This window comes from Acidovorax sp. GW821-FHT09B03, from assembly GCF_059418305.1.
This window is the reverse complement of sequence record NZ_JBWKPP010000005.1, coordinates 98,014-117,161: the sequence shown is the minus strand read 5'-3', so window position 1 is coordinate 117,161 and position 19,148 is coordinate 98,014. Positions and strand designations below refer to the sequence as shown.

Annotated in this window: 18 protein-coding genes; 4 read left to right on the top strand and 14 right to left on the bottom strand. The window is 68.7% G+C overall.

Features of this window, described 5'->3' with window-relative positions; translation table 11 throughout:
* Window positions 1–3: 3 nt before the first annotated feature.
* Window positions 4–840: an intradiol ring-cleavage dioxygenase gene (locus AC07PA_RS11520; protein ID WP_494605464.1), complete on the bottom strand. Its 837-nt coding sequence runs from the start codon at window positions 838–840 to the stop codon at window positions 4–6.
* 112 nt (window positions 841–952) lie between these two features.
* On the opposite strand from AC07PA_RS11520, the gene AC07PA_RS11515 reads away from it, so the two are divergent.
* Window positions 953–1,882 (top strand): LysR family transcriptional regulator, encoded by a 930-nt coding sequence (locus AC07PA_RS11515; RefSeq protein ID WP_007855038.1) that lies wholly within the window; start codon window positions 953–955, stop codon window positions 1,880–1,882.
* A 6-nt stretch (window positions 1,883–1,888) separates the two neighbouring features.
* On the opposite strand, the gene AC07PA_RS11510 is transcribed toward AC07PA_RS11515, so the two are convergent.
* A complete protein-coding gene (locus tag AC07PA_RS11510) occupies window positions 1,889–2,788 on the bottom strand; it encodes a LysR substrate-binding domain-containing protein (protein WP_494605461.1) in 900 nt (299 codons plus the stop codon).
* Window positions 2,789–2,926: 138 nt separating this feature from the next.
* Here AC07PA_RS11510 and AC07PA_RS11505 point away from each other — a divergent pair, with 138 nt between their 5' ends.
* Together AC07PA_RS11505 and AC07PA_RS11500 are read left to right on the top strand one after the other, a co-directional pair.
* The gene (locus AC07PA_RS11505; protein ID WP_494605459.1) at window positions 2,927–3,325 is read left to right on the top strand and encodes a RidA family protein; all 399 of its coding nucleotides are present in this window, start codon (window positions 2,927–2,929) and stop codon (window positions 3,323–3,325) included.
* Entirely contained in the window at window positions 3,322–4,428 is a 1,107-nt protein-coding gene (locus AC07PA_RS11500) for an oxidoreductase (RefSeq protein ID WP_494605457.1), read from the top strand. Before AC07PA_RS11505 ends, AC07PA_RS11500 begins: the two co-directional genes overlap by 4 nt.
* Window positions 4,429–4,447: 19 nt before the next feature.
* On the opposite strand, the gene AC07PA_RS11495 is transcribed toward AC07PA_RS11500, so the two are convergent.
* The 12 genes from AC07PA_RS11495 to glmS form a co-directional block, all read right to left on the bottom strand.
* On the bottom strand, window positions 4,448–5,443 hold the full coding sequence (locus AC07PA_RS11495) for a Bug family tripartite tricarboxylate transporter substrate binding protein (protein WP_494605455.1): 996 nt from the start codon (window positions 5,441–5,443) through the stop codon (window positions 4,448–4,450).
* 4 nt (window positions 5,444–5,447) lie between these two features.
* Window positions 5,448–6,431, bottom strand: a complete 984-nt coding sequence (locus tag AC07PA_RS11490; RefSeq protein ID WP_494605453.1) for a tripartite tricarboxylate transporter substrate binding protein — start codon at window positions 6,429–6,431, stop codon at window positions 5,448–5,450.
* A gap of 199 nt (window positions 6,432–6,630) precedes the next feature.
* Entirely contained in the window at window positions 6,631–8,379 is a 1,749-nt protein-coding gene (locus AC07PA_RS11485) for a cytochrome c biogenesis protein DipZ (RefSeq protein WP_494605451.1), read from the bottom strand.
* Between the two features lie 33 nt (window positions 8,380–8,412).
* The gene (locus AC07PA_RS11480; protein ID WP_494605449.1) at window positions 8,413–9,444 is read right to left on the bottom strand and encodes an alpha/beta fold hydrolase; all 1,032 of its coding nucleotides are present in this window, start codon (window positions 9,442–9,444) and stop codon (window positions 8,413–8,415) included.
* A gap of 247 nt (window positions 9,445–9,691) precedes the next feature.
* Window positions 9,692–9,835, bottom strand: coding sequence for a hypothetical protein (locus AC07PA_RS11475; protein WP_494605447.1), 144 nt, complete (start codon window positions 9,833–9,835; stop codon window positions 9,692–9,694).
* A gap of 8 nt (window positions 9,836–9,843) precedes the next feature.
* Window positions 9,844–10,596, bottom strand: a complete 753-nt coding sequence (locus AC07PA_RS11470; protein ID WP_494605445.1) for a response regulator — start codon at window positions 10,594–10,596, stop codon at window positions 9,844–9,846.
* The gene (locus tag AC07PA_RS11465; RefSeq protein ID WP_494605443.1) at window positions 10,593–11,921 is read right to left on the bottom strand and encodes an ATP-binding protein; all 1,329 of its coding nucleotides are present in this window, start codon (window positions 11,919–11,921) and stop codon (window positions 10,593–10,595) included. Before AC07PA_RS11465 ends, AC07PA_RS11470 begins: the two co-directional genes overlap by 4 nt.
* A gap of 49 nt (window positions 11,922–11,970) precedes the next feature.
* Window positions 11,971–12,399: an organic hydroperoxide resistance protein gene (locus AC07PA_RS11460; protein WP_494605441.1), complete on the bottom strand. Its 429-nt coding sequence runs from the start codon at window positions 12,397–12,399 to the stop codon at window positions 11,971–11,973.
* Window positions 12,400–12,609: 210 nt separating this feature from the next.
* Window positions 12,610–14,238: a GGDEF domain-containing protein gene (locus AC07PA_RS11455; RefSeq protein WP_494605439.1), complete on the bottom strand. Its 1,629-nt coding sequence runs from the start codon at window positions 14,236–14,238 to the stop codon at window positions 12,610–12,612.
* 264 nt (window positions 14,239–14,502) lie between these two features.
* Window positions 14,503–16,047: an HAL/PAL/TAL family ammonia-lyase gene (locus AC07PA_RS11450; RefSeq protein WP_494605437.1), complete on the bottom strand. Its 1,545-nt coding sequence runs from the start codon at window positions 16,045–16,047 to the stop codon at window positions 14,503–14,505.
* A gap of 102 nt (window positions 16,048–16,149) precedes the next feature.
* Window positions 16,150–16,290: a hypothetical protein gene (locus AC07PA_RS11445; protein WP_494605436.1), complete on the bottom strand. Its 141-nt coding sequence runs from the start codon at window positions 16,288–16,290 to the stop codon at window positions 16,150–16,152.
* A gap of 217 nt (window positions 16,291–16,507) precedes the next feature.
* Entirely contained in the window at window positions 16,508–18,415 is a 1,908-nt protein-coding gene (gene glmS / locus AC07PA_RS11440; RefSeq protein WP_494605434.1) for a glutamine--fructose-6-phosphate transaminase (isomerizing), read from the bottom strand.
* Between the two features lie 128 nt (window positions 18,416–18,543).
* Between glmS and AC07PA_RS11435 the strand changes: the two genes are divergently transcribed.
* A complete protein-coding gene (locus AC07PA_RS11435; RefSeq protein ID WP_494605432.1) occupies window positions 18,544–19,041 on the top strand; it encodes an Lrp/AsnC family transcriptional regulator in 498 nt (165 codons plus the stop codon).
* The last annotated feature ends 107 nt before the right edge of the window (window positions 19,042–19,148 follow it).

Sequence of the window (19,148 nt, the reverse complement as noted above, 5' to 3'; positions counted from 1 at the left end):
GCCTCACCCCGCCTTCGCCGGGTTGAGCACGAAGTCGTAGGCGAGCAGGTAGCTGCCATCGGGCTGCTGCGTCCAGTCGCAGACCAGCGACTGGCGCACGCCGAACACCGCGTCGGAGTCGAGGTAGTCGCTGTCCTGCCGGAAGACATGGGTGATCAGCGTCTCGTAGCCCGGCGCCTTCACCATGAAATGCAGGTGCGCCGGGCGCCAGGGGTGGCGGCCCGTGGCCTGCAGCATGGCGCCCACCGGGCCGTCGTGCGGAATGGCGTAGGGCACGGCGACGATGGAGCGGAAGTGGTAGCGGCCCTCGGCGTCGGCACGCAGCTGCCCGCGCGCCTGCGCCTGTTCCAGCGCCTCGTGCTGCACGTCGTACAGGCCGTCGTCGTCGGACTGCCAGACATCGAGCGTGGCGCCCGGGATGGCTTCGCCCTCTGTGCCGCGCACCGTGCCGCGCACCTGGCAGGGCGTGCCCTTGGCACCGTTGGCAATGTCGGCGCCCAGCTCGTAGGTCGGCGCGTCCTTCACGTAGAAGGGGCCGAACACCGTGGCCTCGGTGCAGCCCTCGGGCTTGTGGTTGTTCATGGCCACGGTGAGCATGGACAGGCCCAGCACGTCCGACAGCAGGATGAATTCCTGGCGCTTGTCGTCGGTGATGTGGCCGCAGCGGGTGAGGAATTCGATGCCCTTGAACCACTCGTCCTCGGTCAATTCCACCTCGCGGGCGAAGGCATGCAGGTGCTGCACCAGGCTGATGAGCACCTGGTTGAGGCGGGGGTCGGCCGTGCCGGCAAAGCTGGCGATGACCGCCTGGGTGATGTTGTCCTGGTCGAGGTTGCGCATGGTTGTTGTCTCCGCCTTGCCGTGTTCGTGGGGTCTGGATGCGGACTTTATGATTTCCACAAAAGAACATAAACAGGTCAAAATGGAATGAAGATTTCCGTTAAATGAAAATATGGACCGCCTTACCGAGCTGGAGTTGTTCATCAAGGTGGCCGAGGTGGGCAGCATGGGCGGCGCGGCCGAGGCGCTGGGGCTGTCCAACCCCGCGGCCAGCCGCCACCTGGCGTCGCTCGAAGGCCGGCTCAAGGCGCGGCTGGTGGAGCGCAACACCCGGCGCCTGTACCTGACCAGCGAGGGCCAGGAGTTCTACGAGCGCGCGCGCACCGTGCTCGCCGAGCTGCAGGACGCGGAGACGGCCATCAACTCCAGCACGCTCAAGCCCTCGGGCGTGCTGCGCGTCAGCGCCTCGCTGTCGTTCTCGATGCAGCTGATCGCGCCGCGCCTGGCGCAGTACCACCGCCAGTACCCGCAGGTGCGCGTGCACATCGAGGCCGCCAACCGCTACCTGGACATGATCGAGAACGGCATCGACGTGGCGATCCGCAACCGCGAGTTCGAGCCCGACAGCAGCATCACCATCCGCAAGCTGGCCTCCACGCGCCGGGTGCTGTGCGCATCGCCGGCCTACCTGGCATCGCGCGGCATGCCGAAGTCGCCGGACGAACTGGCCGCGCACGACTTTTTGATCTACGTCTACGCCAACCACGCGCACGAACTGCGGCTGGCCCGCGGCGCGGACAGCTGTGTGGTGCCCATCCAGGGTCTGCTCGAATCGAACGACGGCCAGGTGCTGCGCGCCGCGGCGCTCAGCGGCCTGGGCATCCTGGTGCAGCCGAGCTACATCGTCTACGACGACATCGTGGCCGGGCGGCTGGTGCCCGTGCTCAACGACTGGGACCTGCCGCGCATCCAGATCAACATCGCCTACCCGAGCCGCAAGCACCTCTCGGCCAAGGTGCGCTCCTTCATCGACTTCATGGCCGACGAGTTCGAGAAGAACGGCTACGAACGCAAGTGGACCAGCTACATGGGGCTGCGCTAAGACCTGTCACGCCCGGTTGCCGAACTGGCCGTGCACCCACTCGCGCAGCACGCGCGTGGCCGGCCGGTCGGCCGCGCGCGGGCTGTAGACCAGGTCGTAGCGGTAGCTGTCCACCGCGAGCTCGAAAGGCTGCACCAGCACGCCCGAGCGCAGCTCGTCGGCCACCAGCGTCAGGCTGAGCAGGCCCACGCCCTGGCCCGCCACGGTGGCCTGCACGGCATGCATCTCTTCGGTGAAGGAGAGTCCGGCATCCAGGGGCGCGTCGCCGCCCAGGCCGGCGCGCGCCAGCCAGGTGCGCCACACCGGCGCCAGGGACTCGTCGCGTGGCGCCTGACCCCACTCGAAGTGGATCAGCGGCACGGCGCCCAAGTCGCGCCGTGCAGCCGCCGCCAGGGCCGGTGTGCACACGGGCGCGAAGCGGTCCTGGAACAGCGGCTCCACCACCAGGCCGGCATAGCGCCCGCTGCCGTAGCGGATGGCGGCATCGGCCTCGGTATCGAGGTCCACCACGCGGTGGCTGGCATCCAGGCGCAGGCTCCAGCCCGGGTGCTGTGCGCTGAACGAGCCGACCCGTGGCGCCAGCACCTTGGCCATGAAGGCCACGGTCGATGACAGCGTGGCCGCCTGTGCCTGGCCCTGTGTGCGGCGCACGCGCTCGACCGCGCGCTCGAAGCTGTCCAGCCCATCGCGCAGCACGGGAAACAGCTGGTGCCCCGCCGCCGTCAGCGCCACCTGGCGCGTGCCGCGCTCGAACAGGCGCACGGCCAGGTGCTCCTCCAGCAGCCTGATCTGGTGGCTCACGGCCGTGGGGGTGACATGCAGCTCGTCGGCCGCGTCCTTGAAGCTCAGCCGCCGCGCGGCGGCCTCGAACACCCGCATGGCACCCAAGGGGGGAAGTCTGCGCATCTCGACAGTTTAGTTTGATTCATCTGTCGCCTGAAAAATCGACCTTTGTCGGGTGCCATTCATTTGGAGAAACTGGCGGCACGTCATTGCCTTCGCGCGTCACATGACCCAACCCTTTTCATCCATCAAGGAGCCACCATGCCTCTCACGCAAGTCCATACCCAGCCCGATCCCTATGCCCCCTTCCTGCTGTCCCAGGCCATTGCGCTGGGCAACCTGGTCTTCGTCTCGGGCCAGGCGGCCATCGGCGACGATGGCGCCATCGTCGGCAAGGGCGACTTCGATGCCCAGGCCGAACAGGCCTTCAAGAACCTCGACCGCGTGCTGCGGGCCGCCGGCTCGGACCTGCGCCACGTGGCCAAGGTCACGATCTTCCTGACCTCCATGGCGCACTTCCCGAAGATCGTGGAGCTGCGCCGCCAATGGTTCAGCGCGCCCTACCCGGCCGACACCATCGTCGAGGTCTCGGGCCTGTACTCGCCCGACGCGATGATCGAGATCGAGGCCATCGCCACCATCCCCGGGGTGCGCGCATGACGCCCCTGCTGTCGCCCACCCGCATCGGCGGCCTCGCCCTGCCCAACCGGCTGGTCGTCGCGCCCATGACGCGCGTGAGCGCCACGGCCGAAGGCCAGGCCACTGAGCGCATGGCACGCTACTACGCGCGCTTTGCAGAGGGTGGCTTCGGCCTGGTGATCACCGAAGGCCTCTACACCGACCAAGCCTACGCCCAGGGCTATGCCCACCAGCCGGGCCTGAGCGACCGGGCCCAGGCCCTGGCCTGGCGCCCCGTGGTGCAGGCCATCCACGCGGCAGGCGGGCGCGTGTTCGCGCAGCTCATGCATGCGGGCGCGCTGTCGCAGTTCAACCGCTTTCGCGGTCACACGGCAGGGCCTTCGGCCGTGCGCCCGCTGGGGCAGCAGATGGCGCTGTACCGCGGCGAAGGCCTCTACCCGCTGCCCGTGGCGATGAGCGAGGCCGAGATCGGCGAGGCCATCGCCGGCTTTCGCCGGGCGGCACGGCTGGCCGTGGAGGTGGCCGGCTTCGACGGCGTGGAGGTCCATGGCGCCAATGGCTACCTGCTCGACCAGTTCCTCACGGGCCACACCAACAGCCGCGGCGATGGCTGGGGCGGCCCCATCGGCCAGCGCGTGCGGCTAGCCTGCGAGGTGGTGCAGGGTGTGAGGCAGGAGCTGGGCAGCGCAGCGCCGATCGGGGTGCGCATCTCGCAGGGCAAGGTCAACGACTTCACCCACCGCTGGCCCGAGGCCGAAGGCGGCGCGGCCAGCGTGTTCAGCGCCCTGGCACAGTCGGGCGCGGACTGCCTGCACGTCACCGAGTTCGAGGCCTGGCGGCCGGCCTTCACCGATGCCGGCGCCAGCCTGGTGCAGCTGGCGCGCCGCCATGCGCCGGGCATCACCCTTATCGCCAACGGCGGCCTGCACGACCCCACCCGCGCAGCGAACGCGCTGGACGATGGCGCCGACCTCGTGGCCCTGGGCCGCGGCGCGCTGGCCAATCCCGACTGGCCTCAGCGCCTGCGCGATGGCCTGGCGCCGCGCGCGTTCGATCCGGCCCTGCTGTCGCCGCTGGGCGACCTCAAGGCGGTGGAGTTCGAGACCGCAGGCGCAACCGGGTGATCTGATGGGCTGCGCCGCCCTATTCGGCCTTCACCCCGGCGGCCTTGACCACCGATTCCCAGCGGGCCTTTTCCCTCGTGATCAGGGCACCGAACGCCTGGGCCGTGGTCGGTGTCGGCTCGGCCCCTTCGCTGCCCAGGCGCTGGGCCACGGCCGGCACCCTCAGGGCGTCGTTGGTGCGCGCGTTGAGCCGCTGCACCACATCGGCCGGCGTGCGCGCGGGAGCGACCAGGCCGTACCACTGGTCGGCCTCGAAGCCCTGTGCGCCTGGCACACCGGACTGCCCGACCGTGGGAACCTCGGGCAGCTGCACCAAGCGCTGGCGGCCCGACACAGCCAGCGGCCGGATCTTGCCGGCCTTGATGTGCGGCAGCAGCGCCGGCACGCCGGTGAACAGCAGTTGCACCTGGCCCGCGAGCAGGTCGTTCACCGAAGGTGCCGTGCCCTTGTAGGGCACATGCAAGGCTTTCAGCCCCGTCTGCAGCTTGAGCAGCTCCATCGCCAGGTGGGCCGCGCTGCCATTGCCGCCCGACCCGTAGGCCAGACGGTCCGGGTGCGATTGCGAGTACGCCACCAGCTCGGCCAGGCTTCCAGCCGGCACCGAGGGATGGAGCACCAGCACATTGGGCACCCGGGCCACCAGGGCCACGGGCGCAAACGCCTTGAGCGGATCGAAGTCGAGCTGCGGGTACAGCCAGGGGTTGACCGCCAGCGTGCCGGTGTGGCCCATGAAGAGGGTGTGGCCGTCGGGTGGCGAACGCAGGGCCCGCTCGGAGCCCAGGGTTCCACCCGCGCCGGGCACGTTCTCGACGATGACCGGCTGGCCCAGCGACTGCCCAAGTTCCAGCCCCACGGCCCGCGCCAGGATGTCGCTGGAGCCCCCGGGCGTGAAGGGCACTATGATGCGCACGGGCCGCGATGGGAAATCGGCCGCTGCCTGCGCCGGCCGCGCCCCGGCAAACAAGGGCAGGCCGAGCAGGGGCAGGAATCGGCGCCGAGGCCAGAGGGCCGCCATGGGATCAATCCGGCTTGATGCCGGTTTCCTTGACCAGCTTTTCATAGCGCTGGCGTTCGGAGCGCACCAGCGCGGCAAACTGGGCGCTGCTGCCGGGCGTGACCTCGCCGCCCACGCCGGTCATGCGCGCCTTGACCTCGGGTTGATCGAGGGCCTTCTGCACTTCGGCATGCAGTCTGTCGGTGATGGCCTTGGGCGTTCCCGCGGGCGCGACCAGGCCGTACCAGACCGAGGCCTCGAAGCCGGGATAGCCGGATTCGGCGATGGTCGGTACGTCCGGGAAGATGCTGGTGCGGTTGGCGCTCAGCGCGGCCAGCACCTTGAGCTTGCCGCTCTTCACGTGCGGCAGGGCCTCCAGCGCGTTGACCGCCACCAGCGGCACCTGGCCACCAATGGTGTCGGTGATGGCCGGGCCGCCGCCGCGGTAGGGTACGTGCTGCAAGGAAATGCCGGCCGCCTTGGCGAACAGCTCCACGGCCATGTGCGGCGTGGCGCCGTTGCCCGGGCTGGCGAACGAGATGCCACCAGGCCTGGCCTTGGCCGCCGCAATGAGCTGTGCCACGGTGTTGTACGGCACCGTGGGGTTGGCGGCAATGACGACGGGCACCCGGCCCACCTGCGATATCAGCACCAGGTCCTTTTCGGCATCGAAGGGCGCGGGCTGGTACAGCGCCATGTTGGCCGCCAGCGCGTTGGCGGCGAGCATCAGCGTGTAGCCATCGGGCGCAGCACCGATCACCGACTTGACCGCGATGTTGGTGCCGGCGCCGGGCTTGTTCTCGACGACGATGGGCTGGCCCATGCTGCTGGACATGGCTTGGCCCACCGTGCGCGCGATGATGTCGACCGCACCGCCCGCCGGGTAACCCACCACCAGCTTGATGGGCCTGTCGGGATAGGCCGGCACCTGCGCCCAGGCGCCGGGCAGCGCCAGCACGGCGAGCAGGGCCAGCACCGATCGGCGTGCGGGGGGAAAGGTAAAGCGCATGAAGTCTCCTGGCGTTGCCGTTGTCGTCCTGTCCTGTCGCGGGCCGCGACGGCACCGCTCCATTCTGAACGGCCGGTGCCCGGCCCGCTACGCCAGATGGGACCTAGCAGATAGGCCCGTCTTCAATACCGGCGAGGCCCCGCACCGGGGCCCGTTGGTGGGCACGGTGCAAACACGGCACGGGTCGCCGCAGTACCGTTCAGCCAAAGGTGAAGGCATAGCTGCGCGCGCCCGCTTCCAGGAACTGGATCTCCACGGTGCGGGGCTTCACCGCGCCGCCCTGGCGGATCAGCTGGTAGAGCCGCGTCGCGTCCGCCACCCCGTTGCCTTCGGCGTCCACGTCCGTGCCATGGTGGATGCCGGGGGGCTGGCCGTCCAGCGTCACCCGAAAGCGCACGGGCTGCCCGGTGGCGGCGCCCAGCACGAGGTTGGCGTCGCGGGCCTCGAAGCGCACCGCCAGGCGGCCGCCCGGCTGCTGGGCCTGCACGAACTCGGGGCCCAACGTCCAATTGCCGGCGAGCGACCAGGTGTTGGTCTGCAGCGGTGCAGCGGTGTAGTGCGCCGGCTGGTCGGCCACGACGCTGCCGGCCACGCGCGGACGGCTCCCCTTTTCATACCCCAGGTAGGTCTCGGGGCTGCGCAGCGTGTCCGCATCGGCAGCCATGCCCAGGCCCCGGGTGTCCGGCCTGGCATCCGGTGACACGGCGCCGGTGCTGGCGAGGGAGGAGGCACCGGCCTCGCGCAGCAGCTCCTCGATCACGCGCTCGGAGGCCGCGTAGCCGCCTTCGCCGAACTGGTGGTGCCGCACCCGGCCTTGCGCATCGACGAAGTACAGCGCCGGCCAGTAGCGGTTGTTGAAGCTGCGCCAGATGCGAAAGTCGTTGTCCTGCACCACGGGGTAGGGGATGCCGAGATCGCGCAAGGCCCGCTGGACGTTGCCGGGGTCCTTCTCGAACGCGAACTCCGGGGTGTGCACGCCCACCACCACCAAACCGCGGTCCGCATACTTGTGCGCCCAGGCCTTGACGTAGGGCAGCGTGCGCAGGCAGTTGACGCAGGAGTAGGTCCAGAAGTTCACCAGCACGACCTTGCCGCGCAGGGACGCAATGGACTGCGGCGCGGCATTGAGCCACCGGGTGCCGCCATCGAGGCTGGCCCGCGTGGATTCGATAGGCAGGCTGGAGGGGCGCGGCGCGCCATTGCGGTCCAGTGGCAGCTCTGCCGCCTCGGCCCCTGGCATCACGCGCTGCAGCAGGCGGGCTTCGAACCCACCTGCAGCCCCGGGGCCGGTGAGCCGGGCCAGCACGCCGGTGTCCACGCCCAAGGCGACCGCGAGCACCGCGGCCAGCATCACGCCGCCCGCGAGGCGGCGGCCGGCGACGCCAGGCAACCAGCGCGCCTTCAGGGCCGCCAGGGGCCGGGCGCCCATCCGCAGCGCGGCCGCGAGGGCGACGGCGGCACCTGCGCCGTAGGACAACAGCAGCAGCGAGGTGTGCACATCCGGGCCGGCCAGGGCGGCGCTGGAGAGCACCAGGCCCAGCACCGGCCCCGCACACGGCGACCAGACCAGGCCGGTGGCGACGCCCAGCAGCGCGGAGCCCAGCCAGGTGCTTCGGGTCTTGACGCGCAGCAGGCGCTCACCCGCCCGGACCAGCGGGCGGCTCCACCAGCCCGCCACCCCGGGCAGCAGCAAGGAGACCGCGAACCAGGCCAGCGAGGCCAGCGCGATCCAGCGGCCGGCCTGGTTCAGGTGCACGGCCCAGGCACCCGCCACCGCACCCAGCGAGGCCACGGACGCGAAGGCGACGACCATGCCGGCGAGCAAGGGCAGGTGGCCCTGCGCAGCGGGCCGGTCATGGCGCGCGAAGACGAAGGGCAGGACCGGCAGGATGCAGGGGCTGAGCAGGGTCAGCATCCCGCCGGCGAACGCGAGGATATAGAGGGTCATGGCAGCAGCTCCAGACGGGTTGGTGGCCGGGGGTCAGAGCCGGGTGACGTCGATCACCGCCTGCGCGAAGGCGGCGGGCGCTTCCTGTGGCAGGTTGTGGCCGATGCCGCCGCTCAGGTGGCGGTGCTGGTAGCGGCCCGTGAACTTCTTCGCGTAGGCGGCAGGTGCCGGATGGGGTGCGCCATTGGCATCGCCCTCCATCGTGATGGACGGCACAGCGATGCTGGGCGCCGCCACCAGCTTGTCCTCCAGCGCATCGAAGCGCGACTCGCCGCCCACCAGGCCGATGCGCCAGCGGTAGTTGTGGACCACGATGGCCACATGGTCCGGGTTCTCGAAGGACTGTGCACTGCGCTGGTAAGTTGCCTCATCGAACTGCCACTGCGGTGATGCCTGCTGCCAGATGAAGCGGTTGAACGCGGCCGGGTTGGCGGCGTAGCCATCGCGGCCGCGGTCGGTCGCAAAGTAGGACTGGTACCACCAGGCGAACTCGGCGGCCGGCGGCAGCGGCTTGGCATTGGCCTTGGGGTTGCCGATCAGGTAGCCGCTCACGGAGACCAGGCCGGCGACGCGCTCGGGCCAGATGGCGGCCAGGATGCAGGCCGTGCGCGCACCCCAGTCGAACGCGCCCAGTACGGCCTGGCGGATTCCGAGCGCGTCCATCAGCGCAATGATGTCCTGGGCCACAGCACCCTGCTGGCCATTGCGCACGGCGTCTGCGGACAGGAAGCGGGTGCCACCGTAGCCGCGCAGGTAGGGCACGATCACGCGGTAGCCGGCAGCCGCCAGGCGCGGCGCGACATCGACGAAGGCATGGATGTCATAGGGCCAGCCGTGCAGCAGGAGGGCGACGGGGCCGTTGGCCGGCCCGGCTTCGGCATATTCGACGCGCAGGTCGCCGGCATCGACGGTCTTGAGCCCATCGAAGCGGGTCGCCCCGCCGGGGGCCGTTGCAGCGCGCGCCGGGGCGGTGAGCAGGCTGCCGATAGGCGCAATGGCCAGGCCGAGGGCGGCGCCGCCCAGGAAGCTGCGGCGGCGGGTGGAGGGGTTGGTGGTGGTGTCCATGGTCGTTTCTTTCAGGGGATTGAAGGGCGCCGACACGGTGTCTGCGGCTGCCCCTAGTACACCGCCGCCGTGTATGTGGCATGTGTCATGGGCCCCCTGGAAGTGCATGGCGGTGTAGCCGAACCGGCACCGGATACACAGCCATACAAAGCCGCCGCCGCCATCGAGCGCCCACCGGGCCGCGCCGAAAACGCCACCGCCACCCTGAAGGTGGCGGTGCGCGGTCAACGAAGGGAAAAACGGAGGGCTACGACAGCCGCCGGCCACCGCGCCGCCGGGGCGGCAGTGCGGCATTGGCGGACGGCACGGCACACGGCCTGCCGGCCGGCTGGCCGATCTCCGAGGCCAGCCCGCCGAACAGGAACAGGAGCGAGAACAACCATTTGCGCATGGCGGCCCCTACGCGTCCTGCGCCTCGACCTGGGCGGCAAAGACATAGCCTTCGCTGCGCACGGTCTTGATGTAGCGCGGCTCGCGCGCGTCGTCGCCCAGGCACTTGCGCAGGCGGCTGATCATGAGGTCGATGGAGCGCTCGAACAGCTCGGCCTCGCGACCCTGGGTGATGGACAGGATCTGGTCGCGCGTCAGCACCTTTTGCGGGTGGTCCACGAGCACGCGCAGTAGCCGGTATTCGGCCCCGCTCAGGGGCACCATGGTGCCCTCGTGGTCGAGCAGGGCGCGCTCCACGGTGTCCAGCCGCCAGTCGCCGAAGGCCAGGTAGCGCGCCTCCTCGGTGCTGCGCATATTGGGTGGCAGCATGCGCGTGCGCCGCAGCACAGACTTGATGCGCGCCAGCAGCTCGCGTGCGGCAAAGGGCTTGGCCAGGTAGTCGTCGGCACCCATCTCGAGCCCCAGCACGCGGTCGGCCTCGTCGCCGCGGGCGGTGAGCATGATGATGGGCACGGCCTTGAACTTGCCGGCGCGCAGGTCGCGGCACAGCGTCAGGCCGTCTTCTCCGGGCAGCATCAGGTCCAGGATGATGAGTTCGAAGGGACCGGCCGTCTCCAGGGTCTGGCGCATGTGCCGCCCCGTGGGCACGGTGGTGACGCGAAAGCCGTTCTTCTGCAGGTAGGCGCTGACCAGGTCGCGGATCTCGCGGTCGTCGTCGACCACGAGGATGTGGTCGCTGGGGGCAACGGTGGTGCTCATCATGGGGATGCAATCGGGGTTGGGGCGGGTAGTTTCAGGCGCGCGCACAGGCCGCCTTCGGGGCGGTTGTGCAGGCTGAGCTCTCCGGCGAGCGACAGGGCCAGCTGGTGCGCGATGGCCAGGCCCAGGCCGGAGCCGCCGGTCTCACGGTTGCGCGAGCCCTCGACGCGGTAGAAGGGCTGCAGCACCGCCAGCAATTGCGCTTCGGGAATGCCCGGTCCGGCGTCGCAGACGTCGATGTACAGGTGGTCCTGCTCCAGCCGCACGCGCAGCTCAGCACGCTCGCCATATTTCAGCGCATTGTCGACCAGGTTGGTGAGGATGCGGCGCAAGGCATGGGGGCGCGTGGTGACGGGCACGGTGACCTCGCCCGCCATGGTGACCGGGCTGCCCGTGTCGGCGTAGTCGTTGGCGATGCTGCGCACCAGGGCATCCAGGTCCAGACGGCGCAGCTGCTCCTGCGAGCCCTGCAGGGTCTTGGCATAGCCCACGCCCTCCTGGACCAGCGTGCGCATGGCATCGAGGTCGTGGCGGAACTTGTCGGCTTCGGGCATGCCCTCCAGCAGGTCGACGCGCAGGCGCATGCGGGTGATGGGTGTCTGCAGGTCGTGAGATATCGCCGCGAGGATCTGCATGCGCTCGTTGAGGTAACCGGCGATGCGCCGCTGCATGGCGTTGAAGGCGCGAGCGGCCTGCGCCACCTCGGCCGGCCCGCTTTCCGCCACGAGCGAGGGCTTCAGGTCGGGGCCCAACTGGTCCGCCGCAATCGCCAGCCGCTTCAATGGCCGCGTGACCAGGCGCATGCCCACCCACGCACAGGCCGCCAGCACCAGCAACTGGGCGAGCAGCAGCCAGGTGACCCAGTCGGAGACCGGCATCGGAACCCGGCGCGCGAGCACGTAGAGCAAAGATCCATCACCGAGGCGCACCTGCATGCGCACCGTCTCCGGCATGTTCTCGAGCTGGCCCACGGCCAGCACCGGGAACGGGCGCAGTGCGGTGGCTACGACCTCGACGAAGCGCGACAGGGCCGGCGATGCCGGAGGCGCGGTGTCCACGGCACCTTGCAGGGAGAATGTGTAGTTGGGCCGCTCCAGGCGCTGGAGCCAGTCCGCCCGCTCGCTGGCGGGCAGCCGGTCCAGGATGGCCACCGAGCTGGCGATGTCGCGCTCGACACCGCTGACCATCAGGTTCATGAGCGTCTGGCCACGCTCGTAGCGGATGGCCACGTAGGTCAGCAGCTGCGCGAGCGCCATGCCCAGCACCACGAGGAGCGTGGTGCGTGCCAGCAGGGTGGACGGCCAGAGCCGCCGCAGGAATGAAGGCACGGGCTTCCTTAGCAAATGGGCCAGGGCATGGCGGGACGCAGGCGATCGTTCAGGCGACGGACAGATCGACCGCGATGTTGCCGCGTGTCGCCTTGGAATAGGGGCACAGCTGGTGCGCGCCTTCGACGATGGCCAGCGCCTTGTCGCGGTCGACGCCGGGCACGCTGACCTTCAGGCGCGCCGCCAGCGCAAAACCGTCCGGCCCCTGCACCAAGTCTACTTCGGCATCCACCGCCAGGTCGTCCGGCAGCCGCACGCCCGCGGTCTGCGCGGCGCGTGCCATGGCGCCCATGAAGCAGGCCGACCAGCCGGCAGCGAACAGCTGCTCGGGGTTGGTGCCGGTGCCCACGGTGCCGAAGCGCGTGAGCGCGATGTCCAGCCGGCCATCGTCACTGCGCGAGGCGCCGGTACGACCGCCGGTGGTGTGGGTGCGGCCTGTGTAGAGAACATTGTCTTGGGTGCTTGCTGCAGCAGTCATGGTGGGGTCCTTGGGGGAGTGTGTGCTTGTCGAAATGACGGCCGGATTGTTGAGGCGGACGGCGCTTTGCCCCAGCGGTTTCTTGACCCAATGTAGCCGGCCCATGGCTGCGTACAAAACCATACAAAACTCCCTGCCGCGCGCGCAGGTGGTGCGGCAGTTGCAGGTCCGCCATGCCAGGGCATGCGGGCCACGGGGCTGCCACCCACCTCACCCTCCCTGCAGCCGATTGCGCCCTTCGCGCTTGGCCGCGTACATCCATTGGTCCGCACGCCGCAGAAGCTGGGCCGCATCGTCCAGGGGCTGGGCACAGGTCAGCCCCATGCTGACGGTCACCCCACGCCCCGGCACGAATCGGGACCAGTCATGTGCCTGCACCTGCTGCCTGAGCCGTTCACACACCAGGGAGGCATCACCCAATGCCTGTCCCCACAGCAGAATGACAAACTCCTCGCCGCCAATGCGCGCCACGAAGTCGCCCCCTCGCACGCCGCCGGTCAGCAACTTGGCGGTCTCGCGCAGCACGGCGTCCCCGACGTCGTGGCCCCAGCCATCGTTGATCTGCTTGAAGTGGTCGATGTCGATCAGGGCCAGCGAAAAGCCCTCCGCCTGGCCATGCCCCATCGGGAGCACGGCCATCAGGCGGGCATCCAGTGCCCGGCGGTTGGCCAGTCCGGTGAGCGGGTCCAGCAGGGATTTCTGCGTCGCCACGTCGGCGCGCTCGCGCAGTTCTTCCGCTTCGAGCCGCAACTGCGCAAGTTCCTGCTGGGCGATTTCCATCCTCACCTCGCCCAACAGCACGCGCGCCTGGGCATTCAGGCTGAGCTCCCGGTCGCGGCGCACCTGCACCATCATGGACTCCAGTGCCGCCAGGGCCTGCGCATCGGAGCCAGCGGCCTTGAAGGCACGGTACCGGGATCTCCACCACCACCGGCGGCATCCTTCGTTGCGCTGGGCCGCGGCCGCATCCACCCGGTGGTCCAGCGCTTCGCAGGCCTCGGCCGCGCGCCCGCTGGCCAACAGCCAGTCCGCGTTGAGCAGTTCGTTTTCTGCACGGGCATCAGGGGCCTTCGCCTCGATGGCGAATGCGCGGTGCCGATCGACCGCGACACGCATCTCCGCAAGCCGCCCCAGGGCCTCCAGGGCCAGGCATTCGATCTCGGCGCAGACCATTTTCCAGCGTACATGCCCGCGCGCGAGCACCTTCGCCCTCTGCACCACGGCCAGGGCCTCGCGCAGATGCGCAGCCTGCGCTTCGGTCGGAGCCAGCGGGCCCGGCAGATGGGCGAGCTGGCGCCCGGATCGGCACAGTGCGCCTGCGAGATTGACGACCGCGGCGAACTGCGCCACCTTGTCAGCGTCACGTCGGGCCTCTTCATCCGCCTTGTGCAAGAGGGTGATCGCATGCGCAGGGTCGCCCAGCAACTCCACCACGCCCGCCAGGCTGGAGAGGCTGCGCGACACCAGCCCGGGCGCTCCCAGGGTGCGTGCCCGCCCCAGTGCCCACATCGCCTCGGGCAGCGCCTCGTCCGCCCGCCCGAGCTGGCACCAGGCCCGGGTCAGGGTGTTGCGCAGCTTGATACCGACCCCATGCAATTCGAGCGCGTCGGCCTCCGCCAGGGCTGCGTGGGCACTCTCTGCCGCCTTTTCGCTCTCGCCCCGGCGCAGCTGGTGCTCGGCCAGCCAAGCGGACGCCAGCGCGGCTTCGGGCCGCAGCCCGCATTCCCTGGCGGTTTGCAAGGCCCGCGCAGCGATCTCGGCCCCGGCGTCGTGCGCCCCCACCAGACTGGCTGCTTCGCAGTCTTGCAGGTCGGCCAGAAGTTGGTCTGTGCGTTCCATGGTCTATGGCGCCTGGTGCTGCGGGATGACGGGTTCTAGAACAGGTCCCGTGAATATCGCACAGAGACCGGGCCTCGGTCATTCCCGTTGCAAATAGCCGCATGAAAGCCTGCCCCGCCATATCGGTTGGCCGCAGATGAGGGCCTCGGCGTGTTCCGCCCATTGCCAGTCGCAACCCCCGCTCCCGCATCGATCCGCGGCGAGAAACCCATGGCAGCCCCCTGCCTGACAGCTGCGCTCACCTGATTGGCGCCGGTGCCCTGCTCAAGCGCTGTAGACCTCCCACTTGCCCGTGCGCAGGCCGTGCATCAGTTCCTGCAATTCCTTGTCCAGTGCCCGATCTTCGACCACCAGTGGAATGGCCCCTGAGAGATCGTCCAGGAAGTCCCTGAGAGGGGCTGGCAGCGGGAGCGTGCTGATCCGCAGACGCAGTTCCAGCGCTTGCCGGGCCGCAATGAGCATGCCGGCAGCGACCTGCTCGGTCAGCTCCAGCACCCGCAAGGCATCGCGTGCGGCGATGGTTCCCATGCTGACCTTGTCCTGGTTGTGGCATTCGGTGGATCGCGAGAAGACCGACGCTGGCATGGTTTGCTTCAACGCCTCTGCGGTCCAGGCCGACACGCTGATCTGAAGGGCCTTCAGGCCATGGTTGATGGCAGCGCGAGGACCGGTGGAGCCCGACAGATTGGACGGTAGCCCATGGTTGTAGCGCTGGTCGACCAGCAGCGCCAATTGCCGGTCCATGAGGTCCGCCAGGTTGGCGACCGTATTTTTCAGGGTATCCATGGCAAGCGCTATGTGTCCTCCATAGAAGTGCCCACCATGCAGTACCCGCTCGCCCTCCGGGTCGATCAAAGGGTTGTCATTGGCGCTGTTGAGTTCGTTTTCAATCAACTGGCGAAGGAATGGCAGTGCATCCCCCAGCACGCCGATCACGTGGGGCGCACACCGCAACGAATAGCGGTCCTGCAGACGCTTTTCATTCCTTGCCGGCTTTTCGGACATCAGGTCTTCCCGGATGCGCCTGGCCGCCAGCTGGGGGCCGGCATGCGGCTTGGCCAGGAACAGCGTCTCATCGAAGTGGTGTGCATTGCCGTCGCTGGCCCACACATTGCACGCCGTCAATCGGGTGCTGAGGCGCTCGAGGCTTTGCGCGCGCAGCCATGCGATGCAGGCCAAACCCGTCATCACGGAGGTCCCGTTCATCAGGGCCAGTGCTTCCTTGGGGCGCAGCCGCAAGGGTTTGAGCCCGATGTCCTTCAACGCGTCTGCGGCGAGCTTCTTCGCCCCCTGGTGCCAAACCTCACGCTCTCCGCACAACACGGCCGCAACGTACGACAGGGGTGTCAGGTCCCCGCTGGCGCCCACCGACCCCTCCGAGGGGATCAGGGGCAATACGTCGTGGACCAGGAGTTGTTCCAGCTGCACCAGCAACTCCCAACTCACGCCGGAGACGCACTGGCACAGCGAATTGAGGCGTGCCACCAGAATGGCCCTCGTCTCCTCTGGCGTAAAGAGCCGGCCAGCGCCAATGCCATGGTAGGTATACAGATGGTGGGGCAGTTCCGAAACCAAGTCCGCAGGAATCTGAACCGTGCAGGAATCGCCGTAGCCCGTGGTGACCCCATAGATCACCCCGTCTTCAACCAGCAGGCGATCAAGAAACTGGGCTCCTGCATCAATCCGCTGGCGAAATGTCTCCGATTGACCGAGCGATGCACGCCGCTTGCCGGTAGCGATGTCGACAACCTCCTCGATCGTGAGCCTGCTTCCGTCCAGGATGACGGTGGTGGGTGATTTTGTTTGCATGGCCAAAGTCTAGCCGTGCACACATCTTCACCATGGGCCCCCATCCGGACCTGTGGTCGCCAGCCCGTTGGCGTCAGCGATCTTCCACCACAGGCTCGGATCTCACCGGCCGTTCAGGGCCATGGTGCGCAGGGTGTCGCGTCCACGGAGCGTGTCGGTGCTGCCTACAGCGCTGTGGCTGTCGATGCCCTTGAAGGCCGAGCCGAATGCGCGCGCCGCCCCACCGCCGACAGCCTTGCCCACCGGCCCGATCTATCCACGCAAGCCGTGGATGAGGCTGTGGATATCTCCGTGGTATGTGCCGCAGAGCCAGCATCGACGCGGGTCCTGACGGAGTGCTCAATTACCAGGCAGGGCAGAGCACGGCTGATTTCCGCAATGCAGGAAAAGCCGGACAGACCTTGTCTTCATCCGACGAACCTTGTTGGGCGTAGTCAGCGAAACCCTTGCCGCACCCCGCTCACTCCACCGTGACGCTCTTGGCCAGGTTGCGCGGCTTGTCCACGTCGGTGCCGCGCGCGCAGGCCGTGTGGTAGGCCAGCAGCTGCAGGGGCACCACGTGCAGCAGCGGGCTCAGCGGGCCGTAGTGCTCGGGCATGCGGATCACGTGGATGCCTTCGCTGCTTTCGATGCGGGTGTCGGCATCGGCCAGCACGTAGAGCACACCGGCGCGGGCGCGCACCTCCTGCATGTTGCTCTTGAGCTTTTCCAGCAGCGCATCGTTGGGCGCCACGGTGACCACGGGCATGGCGCTGGTGACCAGGGCCAGGGGGCCGTGCTTGAGCTCGCCGGCCGGGTAGGCCTCGGCGTGGATGTAGCTGATCTCCTTGAGCTTCAAGGCGCCTTCGAGCGCAATGGGGTAGTGCAGGCCCCGGCCCAGGAACAGGGCGTTCTCCATGCGCGCGAAGTCCTCGGCCCAGCTGATGACCTGGGGTTCGAGCGCCAGCACGGCCTGCAGGGCCACGGGCAGGTGGCGCATGGCCTTGAGGTGCGCGGCCTCCTGCTCGGCCGTGAGCCGGCCCTTGGACTGCGCCAGCGCCAGCGTGAGCAAAAACAACCCGGCCAGCTGGGTGGTGAAGGCCTTGGTGCTGGCCACGCCGATCTCCACGCCGGCGCGCGTGATGTAGGCCAGCTTGCACTCGCGCACCATGGCACTGGTGGCCACATTGCAGATGGTCAGCGTGTGCTGCATGCCCAGGCTTTGCGCGTGGCGCAGGGCGGCCAGGGTGTCGGCCGTCTCGCCCGACTGGGTGATGGTGACCACCAGGCTGCGCGGGTTGGGCACGCTGGTGCGGTAGCGGTACTCGCTGGCCACTTCGACCTGGGTGGGGATGCCGGCGATTTCTTCGAGCCAGTACTTGGCGGCGCAGCCGCTGTAGTAGCTGGTGCCGCAGGCCAGGATGAGGACGCTGTCGATCTCCTTGAACACGCGCCAGGCGGCCGTGCCGTCGGCACCGTCGAACAGCTCGGGCACGATGCCCTCCACGCCCTCGAGCGTGTCGCTGATGGCGCGCGGCTGCTCGAAGATCTCCTTTTGCATGTAGTGGCGGTAGGGGCCGAGCTCGGCCGCGCCGCTGTGGGCCTGCACGGTGCGCACGGGGCGCTGCGCGGGGGTCAGCGCCTCGCGGCCCTTGCCCACGATCCAGTAGCGACCCAGCTGCAGGTCGACCAGGTCGCCCTCTTCGAGGTAGACGATCTGGTCGGTCACGCCGGCCAGGGCCATGGCATCGCTGGCCAGGAAATGCTCGCCCGCCACCGAGCCGCCACGGCCCGAGCCCACGCCCAGGATCAGCGGCGAGCCAGCGCGCGCACCCACCACGCGGTGCGGCTCGTCCCGGTGCATCACGGCGATGGCATAGGCACCGTGCAGCTGGGCCACGGCGGCCTGCACGGCCTCGAACAGGTCGCCGCTGTAGTGGCTGTCGACCAGGTGGGCGATGACTTCGGTATCGGTCTGGCTGGTGAACACGTAGCCGCGGGCCTGCAGGGCGGCGCGCAGTTCCTCGTGGTTCTCGATGATGCCGTTGTGCACCAGGGCCACGCGGCCCGGCGTGCCGGCCGCGTCGCCCGTGCCGTGGCTGAAATGCGGGTGGGCGTTGTGCACCTCGGGCGCACCGTGCGTGGCCCAGCGGGTGTGGGCGATGCCGGTGGCGCCGTCCACGTGGTCGGCCTGCACCTGTTCGAGCAGTTCGGCCACGCGGGCCGTGCTGCGGGCGCGCTGCAGGCCGGCCGGGCGGCTGGCATCGAGGCTCGATGCATGCACGGCCACGCCGCAGGAGTCATAGCCCCGGTATTCGAGCCGCTGCAGGCCCTGCACAAGAATGGGAACGATGTTGCGCGTGGAGACCGCGCCGACGATGCCGCACATGGATTGCTGCTCCTGTTGGATGGATGGCGCAATGGTAGGCAGCGCAGATTGGAATTTGTGATTGATATTTTGATAATAGTGAACTTAAATTTCACATAAACCATTTCGTGAAATAAAATTCCAAAGATATGGAAATTTCGGAATCAATCACTTTAGACCACGTGGATCTGCAGTTGCTGAACCTGCTGCAGACCGACGCCGGCCAGAGCAACCAGGCCCTGGCCGAGCAGGTGCATGTCTCGCCACCCACCTGCCTGCGCCGGGTCAAGCGGCTGCACGAGGTGGGCCTGATCGAGCGGCAGGTGGCCCTGCTGCAGCCGGACCGCCTGGCCGCCGTGCAAGGCCATGGCCTGGCCTGCATCGTCGAGGTGTCGCTGGACCGGCAGGATGTGCAATCACTCGACGCCTTCGAGGCCCGTGCGGTGGAGCACCCCGCCGTGCAGCAGTGCTGGCGCGTGTCGCCCGGCCCGGACTTCATCCTGGTGGTGCACACGCGCGACATGCCGGGCTACCTGGCGTTGTCGCAGCAGCTGTTCACGGGCGATGCCAATGTGCGCAACGTGAAGGCCTTCTTCAGCACCAAGCGCGCCAAGTTCGGCACGGCCATCCCGCTGCAGGGGCCGTGAGCCGATCCGCGGCCCCCCGCCATCGACCCGGCGGGGCGGCGGGGCATGCCATTTGCCGCTGGCCTCTACCGCCGGGTAAAGGTAAGCTCACCGCGCCCCTCCCCGCT

Coding starts and splice junctions, on each gene's coding strand:
- AC07PA_RS11500 (WP_494605457.1), top strand. CDS start 3,322: ATGACGCCCCTGCTGTCGCCCACCCGCATCGGCGGCCTCGCCCTGCCC.
- AC07PA_RS11520 (WP_494605464.1), bottom strand. CDS start 840: ATGCGCAACCTCGACCAGGACAACATCACCCAGGCGGTCATCGCCAGC.
- AC07PA_RS11490 (WP_494605453.1), bottom strand. CDS start 6,431: ATGCGCTTTACCTTTCCCCCCGCACGCCGATCGGTGCTGGCCCTGCTC.
- AC07PA_RS11505 (WP_494605459.1), top strand. CDS start 2,927: ATGCCTCTCACGCAAGTCCATACCCAGCCCGATCCCTATGCCCCCTTC.
- AC07PA_RS11495 (WP_494605455.1), bottom strand. CDS start 5,443: ATGGCGGCCCTCTGGCCTCGGCGCCGATTCCTGCCCCTGCTCGGCCTG.
- AC07PA_RS11460 (WP_494605441.1), bottom strand. CDS start 12,399: ATGACTGCTGCAGCAAGCACCCAAGACAATGTTCTCTACACAGGCCGC.
- AC07PA_RS11510 (WP_494605461.1), bottom strand. CDS start 2,788: ATGCGCAGACTTCCCCCCTTGGGTGCCATGCGGGTGTTCGAGGCCGCC.
- glmS (WP_494605434.1), bottom strand. CDS start 18,415: ATGTGCGGCATCGTCGGCGCGGTCTCCACGCGCAACATCGTTCCCATT.
- AC07PA_RS11515 (WP_007855038.1), top strand. CDS start 953: ATGGACCGCCTTACCGAGCTGGAGTTGTTCATCAAGGTGGCCGAGGTG.
- AC07PA_RS11470 (WP_494605445.1), bottom strand. CDS start 10,596: ATGATGAGCACCACCGTTGCCCCCAGCGACCACATCCTCGTGGTCGAC.
- AC07PA_RS11455 (WP_494605439.1), bottom strand. CDS start 14,238: ATGGAACGCACAGACCAACTTCTGGCCGACCTGCAAGACTGCGAAGCA.
- AC07PA_RS11435 (WP_494605432.1), top strand. CDS start 18,544: ATGGAAATTTCGGAATCAATCACTTTAGACCACGTGGATCTGCAGTTG.
- AC07PA_RS11480 (WP_494605449.1), bottom strand. CDS start 9,444: ATGGACACCACCACCAACCCCTCCACCCGCCGCCGCAGCTTCCTGGGC.
- AC07PA_RS11450 (WP_494605437.1), bottom strand. CDS start 16,047: ATGCAAACAAAATCACCCACCACCGTCATCCTGGACGGAAGCAGGCTC.
- AC07PA_RS11475 (WP_494605447.1), bottom strand. CDS start 9,835: ATGCGCAAATGGTTGTTCTCGCTCCTGTTCCTGTTCGGCGGGCTGGCC.
- AC07PA_RS11485 (WP_494605451.1), bottom strand. CDS start 8,379: ATGACCCTCTATATCCTCGCGTTCGCCGGCGGGATGCTGACCCTGCTC.